The 17,082-nt window shown below is 63.6% G+C and carries 12 protein-coding genes (1 of these 12 only partly in view); 5 read left to right on the forward strand and 7 right to left on the reverse strand.

The features are described from left to right. The first annotated feature begins 42 nt into the window (after nucleotides 1–42). The 4 genes from RB548_RS18750 to RB548_RS18765 all read left to right on the forward strand — a co-directional run bounded on the left by RB548_RS18750 (nucleotide 43) and on the right by RB548_RS18765 (nucleotide 7,451). Nucleotides 43–993 carry a DUF1402 family protein gene (locus RB548_RS18750; protein ID WP_331372717.1) on the forward strand — a complete coding sequence of 317 codons (951 nt, stop codon included), beginning with the start codon at nucleotides 43–45 and terminating at the stop codon, nucleotides 991–993. Between the two features lie 117 nt (nucleotides 994–1,110). After that, the gene (locus RB548_RS18755) at nucleotides 1,111–2,511 is read left to right on the forward strand and encodes a cytochrome P450 (RefSeq protein WP_331372718.1); all 1,401 of its coding nucleotides are present in this window, start codon (nucleotides 1,111–1,113) and stop codon (nucleotides 2,509–2,511) included. Between the two features lie 143 nt (nucleotides 2,512–2,654). Then, complete coding sequence (locus tag RB548_RS18760; protein ID WP_331372719.1) at nucleotides 2,655–4,658, forward strand: hydantoinase/oxoprolinase family protein; 2,004 nt, start codon at nucleotides 2,655–2,657, stop codon at nucleotides 4,656–4,658. 624 nt (nucleotides 4,659–5,282) lie between these two features. Further along, nucleotides 5,283–7,451 (forward strand): malate synthase G, encoded by a 2,169-nt coding sequence (locus tag RB548_RS18765; RefSeq protein ID WP_331372720.1) that lies wholly within the window; start codon nucleotides 5,283–5,285, stop codon nucleotides 7,449–7,451. Nucleotides 7,452–7,746: 295 nt separating this feature from the next. Here RB548_RS18765 and RB548_RS18770 read toward each other — a convergent pair whose 3' ends face one another. Then, complete coding sequence (locus RB548_RS18770; RefSeq protein WP_331372721.1) at nucleotides 7,747–8,421, reverse strand: L,D-transpeptidase; 675 nt, start codon at nucleotides 8,419–8,421, stop codon at nucleotides 7,747–7,749. A 198-nt stretch (nucleotides 8,422–8,619) separates the two neighbouring features. On the opposite strand from RB548_RS18770, the gene RB548_RS18775 reads away from it, so the two are divergent. Beyond that, on the forward strand, nucleotides 8,620–9,147 hold the full coding sequence (locus RB548_RS18775; protein ID WP_331372722.1) for an MmcB family DNA repair protein: 528 nt from the start codon (nucleotides 8,620–8,622) through the stop codon (nucleotides 9,145–9,147). A 42-nt stretch (nucleotides 9,148–9,189) separates the two neighbouring features. On the opposite strand, the gene RB548_RS18780 is transcribed toward RB548_RS18775, so the two are convergent. From RB548_RS18780 to RB548_RS18805, 6 genes are all read right to left on the reverse strand, one after another. Then, nucleotides 9,190–9,774, reverse strand: coding sequence for an ActR/PrrA/RegA family redox response regulator transcription factor (locus RB548_RS18780; RefSeq protein ID WP_280660665.1), 585 nt, complete (start codon nucleotides 9,772–9,774; stop codon nucleotides 9,190–9,192). A gap of 98 nt (nucleotides 9,775–9,872) precedes the next feature. Further along, nucleotides 9,873–11,174 (reverse strand): ActS/PrrB/RegB family redox-sensitive histidine kinase, encoded by a 1,302-nt coding sequence (locus RB548_RS18785; RefSeq protein WP_331372723.1) that lies wholly within the window; start codon nucleotides 11,172–11,174, stop codon nucleotides 9,873–9,875. Between the two features lie 98 nt (nucleotides 11,175–11,272). Beyond that, nucleotides 11,273–13,732, reverse strand: coding sequence for an ATP-dependent helicase HrpB (gene hrpB / locus RB548_RS18790; RefSeq protein ID WP_331372724.1), 2,460 nt, complete (start codon nucleotides 13,730–13,732; stop codon nucleotides 11,273–11,275). Beyond that, complete coding sequence (locus RB548_RS18795; RefSeq protein WP_331372725.1) at nucleotides 13,732–14,397, reverse strand: ATP-binding cassette domain-containing protein; 666 nt, start codon at nucleotides 14,395–14,397, stop codon at nucleotides 13,732–13,734. The genes hrpB and RB548_RS18795 overlap by 1 nt, the downstream gene beginning before the upstream one ends. Next, complete coding sequence (locus RB548_RS18800) at nucleotides 14,398–16,068, reverse strand: ABC transporter permease (RefSeq protein WP_331372726.1); 1,671 nt, start codon at nucleotides 16,066–16,068, stop codon at nucleotides 14,398–14,400. Between the two features lie 25 nt (nucleotides 16,069–16,093). Continuing rightward, on the reverse strand, nucleotides 16,094–17,082 hold the 3' portion of the coding sequence (locus RB548_RS18805) for an ABC transporter substrate-binding protein (RefSeq protein ID WP_331375013.1). 238 nt of this gene lie beyond the right edge of the window; 989 of the gene's 1,227 nt are visible here — the last part of the coding sequence; the start codon falls outside the window, past its right edge — the gene reads right to left on this strand; the stop codon is at nucleotides 16,094–16,096.

Here is a 17,082-nt window from a genome sequence, read left to right on the forward strand (position 1 = left end):
CTCGAATAACCGGGTCCCGGAGTTTCATAGGAAGAACAGATCGTGCGTCTCACCGCCTGCTTGCTCGTCATTGCCACGCTTTGCCTCTCCGCCGGCCAGGGAGCCGCGGCGGAAATCAGCGTGGTTCCGGCGGGCAATCGCCACGTCGAGCAGCCGAAGATACCGGGCGCCTCGGTCCGCCGCACGAAAGCAGGCCGCACCTCCTTCGACGCGAAATACGAGAAGGTGCGTGATCTGCTTGCCAGCGACCGGCAGCTCGTCGGCAAGATCAAGTCGGTCGCCGCCGCCTATGGCATCGCGCCCATCCACATGATCGGCGCGATCGTCGGTGAACACACCTATAATGTCGATGCCTACGACCGGCTGCAATCCTACTACGTCAAGGCGGCGGCCTATGCTGGTAACAGCTTCGAGTTCGGCCATGACGGAGAGTCCGTCGCAGAGTTCGTCGCGCGGCCGCAATTTGCCGCCTGCGCCGGCGAGGACAACTCCTATTCGCTCTGGAGCTGCCGCGAGCGCATTTGGGACAGCGAGTTCCGCGGCCGTTCGGTCGGCGGCAAATCCTTCCCGGACAACCGCTTTAGCGCCGTCTTCTTCCAGCCCTTTTTTGCCGGCCAGACATTCGGCCTCGGCCAGATCAATCCATTGACCGCTCTGATGCTGACGGACATGGTTTCGCGCGTTTCGGGCTACGAGCGCCTGGATGAGAACAATGCCGCTGGCGTTTATGAGGCGATCATGGATCCGGACGTCTCGCTCGCATACATGGCAGCCTCGATCCGCCATTCGATCGATGCCTATCGCTCGATCGCCGGCATGGACATCGCCAGCAATCCGGGACTGACCGCGACGCTCTACAATGTCGGCAATCCGGACCAGCGCGCCGCCGCGCTCGCGGCGAAAAACCAGGACGGCGAGGTCCATTGGCCGGAAGAAAACTACTACGGCTGGCTCGTCAACGACAAGCTCGCCGAACTCGAAGGCCTGCTCTGAGCGTGATCGCCGGGTCCCGTCCTTATCTTTCCGTTCTTCCGTGATTCACGTGAAGCATCTTCCTCGATTGCGCCGTATATTATTGAAACGGTAGACGATCGAGAAAGGCTCTCCATCATGGACACGCGACCGGAACCCTTCGAGCCGCCTGCGCCCGAACCCCGCGTCGGCATCCCCTCGCGGCTGCAAATCATCCGCACGGTCTTTCGCAATCCGCTCGAACTCTGGGGCGAGCCCTCCTACACGCTGCCCTGGATCGAGACGAAGTTCATCAATCAGCGAACCCTGATCGTCAACGATCCCGGTCTCATCCGCCATGTTCTCGTGGAGAATGCCGGCAATTACGAGATGGCGGTAGTCCGGCAGTTAATCCTTCGCCCGATCCTTCGCGACGGCCTGCTGACGGCGGAGGGGGATATCTGGAAGCGGTGCCGCAAGGCGATGGCGCCGGTTTTCACGCCGCGGCACGCCAAGGGCTTTGCCGGCCAGATGCACCGCGTCTCAGAGGAGTTCGTTCAGCGATACGAGCGGGCCGCTGCGCAGCCGTTCGATACGAATATCGCTGTCGACATGACCGAGCTTACCTTCGAGATCCTCGCCGAAACCCTCTTTTCCGGCGAGATCGCGGTCGAAAAGCAGGGTTTTGCAGGCAATGTCGAGGAGTTGCTGCACCGGATGGGCCGAGTCGATCCCGTGGATCTCCTGATGGCGCCGCCGTGGGTTCCGCGGCTCACGCGCATCGGCGGCAAGAAGGTCCTGAACCGGTTCCGGTCGATCGTTTCCGACACGATGGCGCAGCGCCGGCGGCGGATGGCCGAGGAGCCCGAGCGCGGTCCGAACGATTTCCTGACACTGCTACTGCAGCTTGAAGGACCCGAGGGTCTTTCGACGTCCGAGATCGAGGACAATATCCTGACCTTCATCGGCGCCGGTCATGAAACGACGGCGCGGGCGCTCGCCTGGACCCTCTACTGCATCGCCAATACGCCCGCCTATCGCGAGGTGATGGAGCGGGAAATCGACGAGGTGATGGCAAGCGGGGCGGATCCGGTCGACTGGCTCGGCCGCATGCCGCATGTGCTTGCCGCTTTCGAGGAGGCGCTCAGGCTCTATCCGCCCGCGCCGTCGATCAATCGCGCCGCAATCGAGGATGATGAGTGGACTTCGCCCGAAGGCGAGTACGTCCGTATCGAAAAAGGCATAACGGTGCTGATCATGCCGTGGACGCTCCATCGGCACGTGCTCTATTGGCAGAAACCCCGCGCGTTCATGCCGGAGCGCTTCCTCCCCGAGAATCGGGAGAAGATCAACCGGTTCCAGTATCTGCCCTTCGGCGCGGGGCCGCGCGTCTGCATCGGCGCGACCTTCGCCTTGCAGGAGGCAGTCATCGCGCTCGGCGTGCTCATGCACCGTTTCCGCTTCGATCTGACCGAGGAAACTCACCCCTGGCCGGTGCAGAGGCTGACCACGCAGCCGAGAGGCGGCCTGCCGATGACGGTGTCGGTGCGCGTGCGGTAGCGCGTCCGAGGGCACCGCTTTCGCGCCCAGACGCGCAATGGTCGCTGTCGCGCGATGGTTTTTCCCGGAAATATGTCCTATCACCGGGCAATCCCCTCCCGTCAGGGCTTCGCCCGCATCCCCTAGCATCGGATGAGCAGAAATTGACCTCGCATCTTCTTCTCGGCATCGACACCGGCGGAACCTATACCGACGCCGTTCTTTTCAGCGAAGCGGCGGGTGTCATCGCCAAGGCCAAGGCGCTGACCACGCGCCATGATCTGGCGGTCGGCATCGCCGGAGCGGTGGAAGCCGTTCTTGAAAAGGCGGAAGTTCCGGTCACGGCGATCAGCCTCGTCTCGCTGTCGACGACGCTCGCCACCAACGCGCTCGTCGAGGGGCAGGGCGGCAGAGCGGGCCTGGTGATGATCGGCTTCGGTCCGGAGGATTTGAAGCGCGACGGCCTGCTCGAGGCACTGGGCTCGGATCCCGTGCTTTTTCTGCCCGGCGGGCACAATGTTCATGGCGGCGAGACGCCGCTTGACATGAGCGCGCTCGACGAGGCGCTGCCGACGCTCGCGGACCAGGTATCGTCCTTCGCGATCGCCGGCTATTTCGCGGTGCGCAATCCGGCGCACGAAAAGCGTGTGCGCGACCGCATCCGCGAGGTCTCGCACCTGCCGGTAACATGCAGCCATGAGCTTTCGTCGAAGCTTGGCGGCCCACGCCGCGCGCTGACGACACTTCTCAACGCCCGGTTGGTGTCGATGATCGACCGGCTGATCGGCTCCTGCGAGGATTTCCTCAAGGTCCGCGGCATTCACGTTCCGATGATGGTCGTACGCGGCGATGGCGCGTTGATCTCGGCGGCCGAAGCGCGGCTGAGGCCGATCGAGACGATCCTCTCCGGGCCGGCTGCGAGCCTTGTCGGTGCTCGGCATCTGACCGGGCTCGAAAACGCGGTCGTCTCGGATATCGGCGGCACGACGACGGACGTCGCCGTGCTTGAAAAGGGTCGTCCGAGGCTCGATGCCGAAGGAGCCGTGGTCGGCGGGTTTCGCACCATGGTCGAGGCCGTTGCCATGCGCACCTATGGGCTCGGCGGCGATTCGGAAGTGCGGATCAACGATCGCGGCCTCAAAGCAAAGATCGATCTCGGTCCGCGCCGGTTCCTGCCGCTGAGCCTCGCGGCGGCCTTGCATGGCGACGCCGTGCTGTCCGTGCTCGAAAAGCAGTTGCGCGCGACGCATGCGGGCCGTCACGACGGGCGCCTCGCCGTCCGGACCGGTTTGCCCGACCATCTCGCGAGCGGCCTTCAGCCGCAGGAACAGGCGCTTTACGATCGGATCGGCATGGTGCCGGTGGCACTCGCGGACGTGCTGCTCAGTACCCCTCAGAAGGCGACGCTCGACCGCCTTGTGGCGCGCGGTCTGGTGCATATCTGCGGCGTCACGCCGTCTGATGCGATGCATGTGCTCGGCAGACAGGCGCAGTGGAACGCGGCGGCGGCCCGCCTCGGGCTTGAAATCGCCGCGCGCGTGAAGGATGGTTCGGGCCAGCCTATCGCCCCTTCCGCCGAAGGGCTGGCGCAGATGATCGTCGACCGGTTGACGCGGCAATCCTCGGAAGTGATCCTGCAGGCCTGCCTGGGCGAGGACGGCGCCGGCGCCATCGATCCCGCCACGTCGCTCGCTGTCGATCGCGCTTTGAAGCGCGAACCCGGCATCGTCCGCTTTTCGATCGGGCTCGACCGGCCCCTCGTCGGTCTTGGCGCCTCGGCGCCCGTTTATTACCCGGCTATCGCCGACATGCTGGCTACGGATGCGGCGATACCGGCGGAGGCCGACGTGGCGAATGCCGTCGGAGCGGTGGTCGGGCAGGTCAGGGCCTCCGTCACCGTATTCGTGACGACGCCCGAAGAGGGCATCTTCATCGTCAACGGCGCCGGCGCGAGCGAACGCTTTATCGATCAGGAGCAGGCTTTCGGCGTCGCCCGCCACCGCGCACAGACCATGGCGCTCGAAACCGCGCGCGCGAACGGTGCCGAGGAACCGGCGGCGACGATGTGGGAAGAGATCGACGCGCCGGAGATCGAGGGTGGCCGCAAGTTGATCGAGGCGCGGTTCATCGCCTCGGCCAGCGGCCGGCCACGCATCGCGCATCACTAGAGCATCCCGCTTTCAAGTGGAATCACTGAAAGCGGATAAGATGCTCTAGAATCAAAGTGTTAGAGCGTCCTTCGTGCGTTCACTTGAACGCACGGCGCTCTAGATCACGTTTATGATTTGAGGTCGAATCGACCCAAAATCATAAACGTGATCGATTCTAGAGACGCGGGATGCGGGCGGAAAACCGCGCACACTTTTCCTCATCCCGCTCTGATCTTTTCTAGTTTGGAAACAATTCTTCGCATCCTTGCGGAATTGACAGTGAATGAATTGATGAGAAACTGCCTGTAACGAGCGGGATGAGGAAAAGCAGGAAGGCTTTTCCGGACACATCCCGCTCTTGTTATTCGAGCAATTCCGGGAAAAGTGTCACGGCTTTTTCCGTCCGGAATTGCGTCAAATCAAGGAGCTAGATCACTGCTCCCTTGAAGCAGTGATCTGAAATAACCAAGCGGTGGGCTTGGATCGGTCTGATCCCGGCGTATCGTGATCCACTGCATGATTCCTTAAATCGGAATCGATTTAAGGACAAAATCATGCAGAAGTTCAAAGTTCTACAGCGACCTTTGCGCGTCTTGTTAGACGCGCGGCGCTGTAAAGTCGAGATATTGCAGGAGTTGCCGCATGGCCCGCGTTGAAAAGTATGGTTTGAAGATCGATGCCGGGTTCCATGATTTCCTGGTCGATGAGGCAATGCCGGGCACCGGGATCGACGTGGAACGGTTCTTTTCGGCCTTGTCGGAACTCGTCCACGAGCTTGCCCCGAAGAATCGCACGCTTCTCGCCAAGCGCGACGATATGCAAGCGCAGCTCGACGCCTGGTACCGCGACAACGGCGCGCCCGTCGATCTCGACGCCTACGAGGCCTTTCTGAGACAGATCGGGTACCTTCTGCCGGAGGGTTCGGATTTCTCGGTCTCGACCGCCAATGTCGACCCCGAGATCGCGACGATCGCCGGACCGCAGCTCGTCGTGCCGGTGATGAACGCGCGCTATGCGCTGAATGCCGCCAATGCCCGCTGGGGTTCGCTCTACGATGCGCTCTATGGCACCGACGCAATTCCCGATACCGACGGCGCGGAGCGTGGCAAGGGATATAATCCGAAACGCGGTGCCAAGGTCATCGCCTGGGCCCGGGATTTTCTGGACGCGAGCGCTCCGCTCGCCAGGGGCCGCTGGAGCGACGTGACTGCGTTGAAGGTTGAAGGCGCCGCGCTTGCGATCACGCTCGCGGACGGCACGGAAACGCGGCTTGGCGACACGGCCCAGTTCGCCGGCTATTCCGGTGCAGCCGACGCGCCCTCCGAGGTCGTTCTACGCCAGAACAATCTTCATATTGTCGTCGTCCTCGATGCGACGACGCCGATCGGCAAGGAGGATCCGGCCCACGTGTCCGACGTCATCCTCGAATCGGCGATCACGACGATCATGGACTGCGAGGACTCCGTCGCCGCGGTCGATGCCGAGGACAAGGTCGTCGTCTATCGCAACTGGCTGGGTCTGATGAAGGGTGACCTCGAGGAAGAGGTCTCGAAAGGCGGCAGGACATTCACCCGCAGGCTCAATGCCGATCGCGTTTACACAAGCCCAGACGGTGCGGCGCTGACCCTGCCCGGACGCTCGCTGATGCTGGTGCGCAATGTCGGCCACCTGATGACCAATCCGGCGATACTCGACGGAGAAGAGCGCGAGGTGCCGGAAGGCATCATGGATGCCATGGTCACGGCCCTGGTGGCACTGCACGACATCGGACCAAACGGCCGCCGGGCGAATTCGCGAGCGGGTTCGATGTATGTCGTCAAGCCGAAGATGCATGGGCCGGAAGAGGTTGCTTTTGCCTGCGAAATCTTCGCGCGCGCCGAGACGGCGCTTGGAATGCCGGCGAACACGATGAAGATGGGCATCATGGATGAGGAGCGGCGCACGACCGTCAACCTGAAGGAATGCATTCGCGCCGCCCGCGAGCGCGTTGTCTTCATCAACACCGGCTTCCTCGATCGGACCGGCGACGAGATCCACACCTCGATGGAAGCCGGCCCGATGATCCGCAAGGGGGACATGAAACAGGCGGCGTGGATCGCCGCGTACGAGAAGTGGAACGTCGATATCGGCCTCGAATGCGGGCTTTCCGGCCACGCGCAGATCGGCAAGGGCATGTGGGCGATGCCGGACCTGATGGCGGCGATGCTCGAACAGAAGATTGCCCATCCTAAGGCGGGCGCGAATACCGCCTGGGTGCCTTCGCCGACCGCGGCGACGCTGCATGCGACGCACTATCACCGCGTCAACGTCGCCGAGGTTCAGGCAGGCTTGAAGACCAGACCGCGTGCCAAGCTCGGCGATATCCTCTCGGTGCCGGTGGCGCTGCGGCCGAACTGGACCGAGGCCGAAATCCAGCGCGAGCTCGACAACAATGCGCAAGGGATTCTTGGCTATGTCGTGCGCTGGGTCGACCAGGGGGTCGGCTGCTCCAAGGTGCCGGACATCAACAATATCGGCCTGATGGAAGATCGCGCGACTCTTCGCATCTCGGCGCAGCACATGGCGAACTGGCTGCATCACGGCATTGTCAGCGAGATGCAGATCGTCGACACGATGAAGCGAATGGCGGCTGTCGTCGACCAGCAGAATGCCGATGACGAAAACTACACGCCGATGGCCGGCCGCTTTGATGAATCGGTCGCCTTCCAGGCGGCCTTGGACCTCGTGCTCAAGGGACGCGAGCAGCCGAACGGTTATACCGAACCGGTGCTGCATCGCCGCCGGCTGGAGCTGAAAGCTCAGGCTGGATGAGGCAGAATGGGGAGGAACTGTCCGCCCCTCATCCCGCTGCCGCGACCTTCTCCCCGCAGGCGGAGAGAAGGGACATGCTGCGCCCGCTTCGCCCTTCTCTTCGTTGTGTACGAAGAGGGAAGCACAAGCGCGTCCCCTCTCCCCGCCCGGGGGGAGAGGGCTAGGGTGAGGGGCGAGCAAAATCCGTCACGCGGTGATGAGGGGCAGCGCATTGCGGCCGCCTGCGCCACTCATGGCAAACAGAAAAAGCCGCCGGATCGACCGACGGCCCTCTCATTATCAAGACGTGGCAGTGCTACTGCTGAACGACGACCCTCGCGCCCTTGCCCGGGCGGACACGCGTATAGAGATCGATGATGTCCTGGTTCATCAGCCGGATGCACCCCGACGATGCGGCGGTGCCGATCGAGGCCCATTCCGGCGTGCCGTGCAGGCGGAAGAGCGTATCCCTGCCTTCGTCATTGAAGAGGTAGAGGGCGCGCGCGCCGAGCGGATTGCCGATGCCCGGACCCATGCCGGCTTCGACATACTTTGCGACTTCCGGCTTGCGTTCGGCCATTTCCTTCGGCGGGTGCCACGTCGGCCATTCCTGCTTCCAGGCGACATAGGCCTCGCCTTCCCAGGCAAAGCCGGCCTTGCCGACGCCGATGCCGTAGCGCACTGCCTTGCCGCCCGGCAGGACGTAATAAAGGAAGCGATTCGGGGTGTTGACGACGATCGTGCCCGGGCGTTCCTTCGTCGCGTAGTCGACGATCTGGCGATGGAAGCGCTGATCGACCCGGTTGATCGGAACAGCGGGCAGCGCGTAGCCGTGGTCCTCGACGGCGCCATAATTGCCGGTAAAGATTTGATTCGTCGCAATCTTCTGGCCCTCGGGAGCAGAGCCGGTCGTCGACGTCGTTTGCGAGCAGCCGGCAAGCACAACAGTGGCGGCCAGGCTGCACAAGAAGAGAGCGTTGCGGAAGCGCATGGGTGTCTCGTAAAAAGAAGTAAGGAAATACGGGGAGGGAGGGTGCCCGGCCGTCAGCGTCATCAGCTTATTTTCGATTGCATCGCGCCGCGCAAGGGACTGCGCCGCCGCAATTTGGCCGAAAAGTGTAAATTCCGTGACGATTGCTTTTTTGCAACAAATCGGCGGAGTGGGAGGCGTTGAAGCGAGGGTGAACCGATGACGATCCTATCGATCCATGGCGACAATCCGCTGGCCGACGGACGCCAGTCCGAACGGGCGATGAAGGTGCGCCGCGGCGTTCAGCGGCTGCTGGCGGAATTGCGCCACGCGGTCCTGCCCGAGCTGACGCTCGCAAGCGGCAGGCGCGCCGATCTCATTTCGCTTTCGGCAAAGGGCGAAATCTGGATCATCGAGATCAAGACGTCGATCGAGGATTTTCGTGTGGATCGCAAGTGGCCCGAGTATCGGCTGCATTGCGACCGGCTGTTTTTCGCCACGCATGGTGACGTGCCGCTGGACATCTTTCCGGAGGAATGCGGCCTGCTGCTTTCCGACGGCTACGGGGCGCACATGCTGCGCGAGGCACCGGAGCACCGCCTGGCGCCGGCGACGCGCAAGTCCGTCGTCCAGTCATTTGCCCGGACGGCGGCCCAGAGATTGATGCTCGCCGAGTGGGCGGCGGAGCGAAACGGGGAACTCGGCGAATCAATTCGCGATATTGTCGCCGGCACGCGCGACAGTTAGGCAGGCGCGTGCGCCTTCACTTCAAAAGTCGCTGATGGCGGATTATTTCGGGGCACGCTTCGCCAGAATACGTTGCAGCGTTCTGCGGTGCATGTTGAGCCGGCGGGCCGTTTCCGAAACGTTGCGTTCGCACATCTCGTAGACGCGCTGGATGTGTTCCCAACGGACCCGGTCCGCGGACATCGGATTTTCCGGCGGCTCCACCCTCTCGCCCTGGCGCTGGACAAGCGCGGCGAAGATGTCGTCGGCGTCCGCCGGCTTTGCGAGATAGTCGACCGCGCCGAGTTTGACCGCATTCACCGCGGTGGCGATGTTGCCATAGCCGGTGAGCATGATCATTCGCGTGTCGTCCCGGCGCCCGCGGATCGCTTCGATCACATCGAGGCCGCTGCCATCGCCGAGCCGGAGATCGATGACGGCGTGCTTCGGCGGGTTGCTTTTGGCCTTGGCAATGCCTTCGGCGACAGACTCGGCAATATCGACCGTGAAGCCCCGCGCTTCCATCGCCCGCGCAAGACGGCGCAGGAACGGGCCGTCGTCATCAACGATCAGCAGCGTCCTGTCCGGGCCGATCAGTTCGGCATCCGGAGACTGTGCACTCGGCGCGGTTGTCGATTTTTCCGTCATTTCTTCCGATCCCTAAGCAAAAACATGGCCCGAACAAAACCGTTTTCGCTGAAATTATGTGGGTTTTCTCGTGACCGTCTTCAATAAACTGCCAAAAGTCATTTCGCCAGCTTCGTGTCCATCAGCGCGCGCGGCCATTCGACGCTGACACGCGCGCCCGGGCTGCCGTTCTCGAAGCGCAACCGGGCGCCTGAGCGCTCCAGCAAGGTCTTGGCAATGAAGAGCCCGAGACCCAGACCGCCGGCGCTGTCGTCCTTCTGCCGTTTGGTGACATAGGGCTCGCCGATGCGCATCAGGATATCCGGCGAGAAACCATCGCCATCATCCTCGATCGTCACCTTGACGCGCTCGGCCGTGTGCTCTGCGGTGACGGTTACTTTCTTGCGTGCGTAGTCGACCGCGTTTTCCAGCAGATTGCCGAGCCCGTAGAGAATGCCGGCATTGCGGATGCCGACCGGTTCCGAAGCGCGATCGCCTTTTTCCTTGAGCTCGATCTCGATCCCGAACTCGCGGTGGGGCGCCATTACCTCCTCGATCAGCGAGGAAAGCGGCAGAAGCCGCATATGCTCCTCGCTTTCGGACGAAAGTGTCGTCAGCCGCTTCAGGATATCGCGGCAGCGTTCGCTCTGGCTGCGCAAGAGGTGAACGTCCTCGCCAAAGCGGGGGTCGTCGCCGAGCTCGCGCTCCATCTCCTTGGCGACGACGCTGATGGTGGCGAGCGGCGTTCCGAGTTCGTGCGCGGCGGCTGCGGCGAGACCATCGAGCTGCGACAGGTGCTTTTCGCGCTGAAGCACGAGCTCGGTTGCGGTCAGCGCTTCTGAAAGCTCGCTCGCCTCCAGCGAAACGCGGTAGGTGTAGAAGGCGGCAAACGCCGTCATCGAGACGATCGCAAACCAGATACCCGCGGTCAGTACCCGCGGGATCAGCAGAACGGTTCCGGGGTACCAGGGCAGCGGGAAGGGCGAGAAGGCGAGCGCGGTAACGCCGATGACCGCAAATCCCGCCAATACGATACTGTGCGGCTTCGGCTGCGAGGCCGAGGAAATGATCACCGGCACGCAAAGCAGCGGCGCGAAGGGATTGGCGAGGCCGCCGGTGATGAAGAGCAGCGCGGTCAACTGAGCAAGATCGAGGCCGAGAAGGGCGAAGGCGGCCGGCGGCGTCAGCCGGTGCGTCGGCGGATAGCGGATCGTCAGGAAGGTGTTCAACAGCGCCAGGCTTGCGATCAGCACCGAACAGGAGACGAGCGGCAGCGGAAACTGCAGCCAGAGCGCGGTAATGATGACCGCGAGCGACTGACCGCCGACGGCCAGCCAGCGCAGGCGAACGAGCGTCTGCAGTCTGAGGCTGCGATTGCTGTTCATGTCATTGTAATCGAGTGCCATTGCCGCTGCTGCCATGCTGCCGCTTCCCGCTTCACCGCTGCATCCGCCGGATTTGGGACCGCAGCTTCCATATAATGCCCAAAGCCATCCGATTCCGGAATTATACAGTGGTTTCATGTACCACGCGGCTTGGCCCGTGTCGTCGGCATCGCGTTCGCCGGGTCATCCGGCCAGGGATGCTTTGGATAGCGCCCACGCATGTCGGCTCTCACGTCCCTCCACGACCCGGCCCAGAAGCCCGGCAGGTCGCGGGTGGTCTGGATCGGGCGGTGGCCGGGCGAGATCAGCTCCAGAAGCAGCGGTAGCCGGCCGTTGCCGATTGCCGGATGCACCTTCAGGCCGAAAAGTTCCTGTACGCGGATCGAAAGCAAGGGCTCATCGCCGTCATAGTGAATGGGATGGCGGTGTCCCGTCGGTGCTTCGAAATGAGTCGGTGCGAGCTTACCGAGATCGCGCTGAAGATCGTAGGGGACGAGGGACAGCAGACCTTCGGCAAGGTCATGGGCCTTGATGCCGTCGATGCTGCCGGCGCCATGCTGAAACGGCACGAACCAGTCGTCGAGGCGCGACAGCAATGCTTCATCCGAAACGTCCGGCCAGGGTTCGCCGATCGAGCGATGGAGGAAGCCGATGCGATCACGGAACTGTGCCGTTTCCTTCGAGAAAGGCAGGACTGCGAGCCCCAATTGACGAACGCCGTCGGCGAGCGCGCGTGCAGCGGCTTCGCCGCTCGGGCGCGAAAGCGGGGTTTCCTCGAAGATGATGGCACCGAGCCGGGTGACGCGGCGCGCGCGCACGTGGCGGCTCGTCCGATCGAAGAAGATCTGCTCTTCGCGCCGGATTGCCTCCGGCATATGGGCCTCGACATCCGCCCGGGTGATTTCTGCGGCGGCCAGCACGCGCTGTGCGCCCGCCCTACCGGTCAGGTCGGCAATCACCAGCATCTCCGCGGCGGCAAGCCGCTCGGTCTCCGGCACCTCGGCGCCGCGGCCGTTGGCCATGACGAAGCGTCCACGACCGCCGCGCTGGAGCGCGATCCGGTCGGGAAAGGCGTGCATCAGCAACGGACCGGGCAGCGCGCTTTCGTCATTGCTCTTCCGCGCCTTGAGGTCGGCCGCCATGCGTCTTGCCAAACCCCGTGCGGCATCGGCGCGATTGCCGCGGTCCGCCCGGAAGCGGCGCAGCCGGTCCTCGAGATCGAGACTGTTGCCGCCGAGGCCCTGCTCGGTCAGCATCACCGCCAGCAGGCAGGCTTCCTGCGCCTCGCCCTCTTCGGCCGCCGAGACCGCCATTGCCGCCAGCCGGACTGGCAAAGCGAGATCGCGAATCCGACGGCCGCGCGGCGTCAGCGCCCCGTTGGCATCGAGCGCTCCGAGCTCGATCAGCAGGCTGCGCGCTTCGCGCAACGTCGTCTCCGGCGGCGGGTCGATGAAGGCGAGCGAGGATGGATCGGCGACGCCCCAATGGGCGAGATCGAGCAGCAGACCCGAAAGATCGCTCGCAAGGATCTGCGGCGGCGTGAAGGCCGCAAGGGCTGCGGTCTGGCCCGGGTGCCACAGGCGTATCGCGATCCCGGGCTCGGTTCGTCCGGCGCGCCCGGCGCGCTGATCGGCGGATGCCCGCGATACGCGCACGGTCTCCAGTCGGGTGATCCCCGTCGAGGCTTCGAACACCGGCAGCCGCTGCAGGCCGCTGTCGACGACGATACGCACGCCGTCGATGGTGATCGAAGTTTCGGCGATCGACGTCGCAAGCACAATCTTGCGCGTGCCGGCGGGTGCCGGGCGGATCGCCGCGTCCTGCTCCTTCTGGCTCAGGTTGCCGTAGAGCGGGGCGATCGTGGTCGTCTCGTCGAACCGCCGGGCGAGACGCTCAGCGGTGCGGGTGATTTCCGCCTGCCCGGGGAGGAAGGCCAGGATCGAGCCCGCTTCGGATCGGTGCGCGTCGATGATCGCACGCGCGACGGCTTCCTCGGCGCTCTCGCCGGCGTTCTTGTCCTCGTAGCGAATATCGATCGGAAAGCTGCGGCCCTGGCTTTCGATGACGGGAGCATTGCCAAGCAGCTTGGCGACCCGCCCGACGTCGAGCGTTGCCGACATGACGACAATCTTCAGGTCGTCGCGCAGCGCCGATTGCACGTCGAGCGCCAACGCCAGGCCGAAATCGGCGTCGAGCGAGCGCTCGTGGAATTCATCGAAAAGCACGGCGGAGACGCCGGAGAGTTCGGGGTCGTCGAGGATCATCCGGCTGAAGACGCCTTCGGTCACGACCTCGATCCGGGTCCGTGCCGATATTCTGTTGTCGAGCCGCATGCGGTAGCCGACGGTCTCGCCGACCTTTTCCCCAAGCAGTTCGGCCATCCGTCCCGCAGCGGCGCGGGCGGCAAGCCTGCGCGGCTCCAGCAGGATCACCTTGCCGCCGTTGAGCCAGGGCTGGTCCAGAAGAAAGAGCGGCACAAGCGTCGTCTTGCCGGCGCCGGGCGGTGCCGAGAGCACGACGGACGGCGCCTCTTTGAGCGCTTCGCCCATACGGGGCAGAATGTCACGAACCGGCAGTGGCGGAAGATCGTGCATCAGGCCCCTGCCTCGCTCCCGACCTCGATCACTCTGCCGCCCGCCGCCTCCGCGTCCGCGCCGTCATGGGTGACGAGGATGATCGGCACGCCCGCCGCTTTCGCCTTCGAGAAGACCAGCGCGCGGGTCTGCTGTCTGAGTGCCGCATCGAGTTTCGAAAAAGGTTCGTCGAGCAGGAGATAACGCGGCGCAGAGACGAGCGTCCGTTGCAGCGCCACGCGTGCCTTCTGGCCGCCGGAGAGCGTTTCCGGGTCGCGATCGAAAAAGCCGGCGAGCCCGACCTGTTCGAGTGCCTGCTCGGCGATCTGCCGTCTCATCTTATGTCCTTTCACCGCCTGCGGTATCGCGAACACGATATTGCCGCCGACGGAGAGATGCGGAAAAAGCAGGGGATCCTGAAAGAGGATGCCGGCGCGGCGCTCGTTTGCCGGGACATCGGTCAGGTCTCTGTTTCCGATCAGAACTCGACCGCTTGCACGGAAGGCCGGATCGAGAAATCCGCCGGCAAAGGCGAGCAGCGTCGATTTGCCGGAGCCGGACGGGCCCATGATGGTCAGGACCTCGCCGGGCATCACCGTCGCCGATACGAACAGCAAAGTCCGTTCCGCCAACCGGATTGTGACATCCGCCAGCGTGAGCGGCATCGGGTCATCAACTGCCTGCATTCACATCCTCATTGCGCGACGGTTGCGGAATAGCAACTGGGGGCCAAGCGACGCAACGAGAAATGCGAGAAAGGGGAGAGCGGCCTGGACGAGCGCATAGACGCCGATGACGCGCCGGTCGCCACCCGCCGAGAGAGCGACGGCCTCGGTGGTAACGGTGGTCAACCGGCCGGCCCCGACCAGCACGGTCGGAAGGTATAGGCTCACCGACACTGAAAACCCGACGGCAAAGGCGGTGAGACAGGCTCGAAACAGAAGCGGCAGCCGGATCGTCAGAAGCACCCGCAGCGACGATTTCCCGAGCCCGGCAGCTATCTGCTCGAAGCGTGGATCAAGTTCGCGCCAGGGTGCCGACAGCGACAGGAGGACATAGGGCAGGACGAACAGCAAATGGACCGCGAGGACGCTTGGAAAAGCGGGCGTGAAGCCGATCGAGATCGCCAGAACCTGCAGACCGAAGACAAAGCTGATCTCGGGTACGATGAGCGGCAGATATAGAAGCTTGTAGCCTGCACCGTTGCCGCCCCGGCCGTCTCGATGAAGCAATGAAATCGCGATGACCAAAGCCAGCGCCGAGGCGGAAAAGGCGATGGCGACTGTCGTGAAAAGCGGCTCAGCGATCTGCGGCAGCACGCGCAGCCAGATCTTGGCCGTAATCGCTCCCGGTAGTGCTTTTGGAAACGGCCAGAGACCGGCGACGGACCAGATGAAGAGCGCGCCCAGTCCCAAAAATACGATGACGGCGCAGCCGGCCATGGCCAACCCTGACGCTGCGCGAGGCAGCAGGTCCTTCCGGAGCCGCGTGCCCGCAAGCGTCAGCAAGGTTAGCGCGAACTTTCCGAGCCGTTCGAGCACGAGCCAGATTCCGATTGCCGCAAAGACGACGACGAGTTGCAGCAACGCGCCTGCGGAGGCAAGGAATCGCATCTTGAGATCGTGATCGGCCGCCCAATGGGCAATGCGCACAGGGAGCGTCGCCGGCAGTTGCGGACCAAGGATCATCGCGACGTCGACCACCGAGACCGAATAGACGAGCACGGCGAAGACCGGCAGCCGGATTTGCCTGTAGAGCGTCGGCCAGAGGCTGATCAGAAAGCCGGACACACGTCCGTAGCCAAGCGCCGCCATCAGTTTCCCTGCCCTGTGCAGCGGCAGTTGCGGCAGGCCGGCGAGCGTCACCAGGAAGAGGAAGGGAACTTCCTTGGTGACGAGCCCCGCGATCATCGAGAGCGCGAAGGGGTCGTTCGGCAAAAGCCAGTCCGGCGGCCGCGTGAAGCCGGTCAGTTCTGGCGAGACCAATCGGAGAAGCAGTCCGGAGGGCGCGATGAGGAAGGCGAGCGCAAAGGTGGCGGCGGCATGCGGTACCGCAAGCAGCGGCGAAACCAGGTGGTGGACGCGGGCAAAAACCGGCGTCCCGGCAAAGCCGGCAATGAAGGTTCCGACGATTGCAAGCGCCGCAAAGGTGGTGATCAGGCCCGCCGCCAGGGCGACGAGGACGGAACGAAGGATGTGGGGCTGGCCGGCAAGCTCGGCGAGATGCGCCGTCGTCGGACGAAAACCGCCGAGAGCGGGCAGGTAGCCGAATGCCGGCAGGATCGTTCCGCCGACCCCCGCCAGGACCGGCAGCCCCAGGATGACGACAAGAAGGCCGTTGCCGCTGGTCGGGTGCATGATCGCTCGGCCTTTGTGTCGGCGCCTAGTTCGCAGCCCCATATCTCCGGATCCATTCCGCCTCGATTCGCGTCATCCAGTCCGGGTGCGGTTCGTCGAGCGCCGGTCCAAGTTGGTCGGGGCCGAGTGTCGCGACGCCGAGGTCGAGCGCTTCGAAGGCTTGCCGCTCCGCTGCCGGCAGCCTTGCCAGCGACAGGACGGTCGGGTCGCCCCAGATTTTCGGGTCCTGCTTGCGCAACTGCGCCTCGGGCGAGAGCAGGAAATTGGCGAAGAGCAGCGCCCCGGCCTTCGCCGATGCGTTGTAGGGAATAGCGACGAAATGGGTATTGCCGAGCGTGCCGCCCGAAAAGACGAAGGAACGCACGCTGTCCGGCAGCTCTCCATTGGCAATCGCAGCCGACGCTTCCGCCGGATTGAAGGCGAAAATGATGTCGAGTTCGCCGTCGGCGAACTTCTGCTTCATGTCGGGGTAGTTTTGCGGATAGGCCTTGCCCTTGCGCCAGAGCAGCGGCGTAAGCTTGTCGAGATAGGCAAAGAGCGGAGCTGCATCCGCGGCAAAAGTCGCTTCGTCAACGGGCTTTTGCAGCTTGGTTTTGTCGTGGATCAGTTCGGTCAGCACCTGTTTGAGGAACGACGAGCCGGTGAAGTCCGGTGGCTGCGGATAGGAGAAACGGCCGGTATTGGCCTCGGCCCATTTGAGCAGATCCGCCGCCGAATCGGGCAGTTCGCCGCCCGCGGTCCGCGCCGAATCGTAGAAGAAAACGAGCTTGGCGCCGCCCCACGGGCTTTCCAATCCCCCGGTCGCTATCGTGAAATCGGTGAGAACCGTCGGTTTGCTCTCGTGATCGACGTAGACCCAGTTCGGCAGTTTCGTCGCCCAATCGGGAGAGAAGAGCAGGCGCTCGCGCTTCATCGCGGCAAAATTTTCGCCGTTGATCCAGATGAGATCGACAGCGCCGTCGCGGTCTTTTCCCGCGGACTTTTCCGCGACGACGGTCGCGACCGCCTTTGCCG

This window comes from Sinorhizobium chiapasense, assembly GCF_036488675.1.
Taxonomy (GTDB): domain Bacteria; phylum Pseudomonadota; class Alphaproteobacteria; order Rhizobiales; family Rhizobiaceae; genus Sinorhizobium; species Sinorhizobium chiapasense.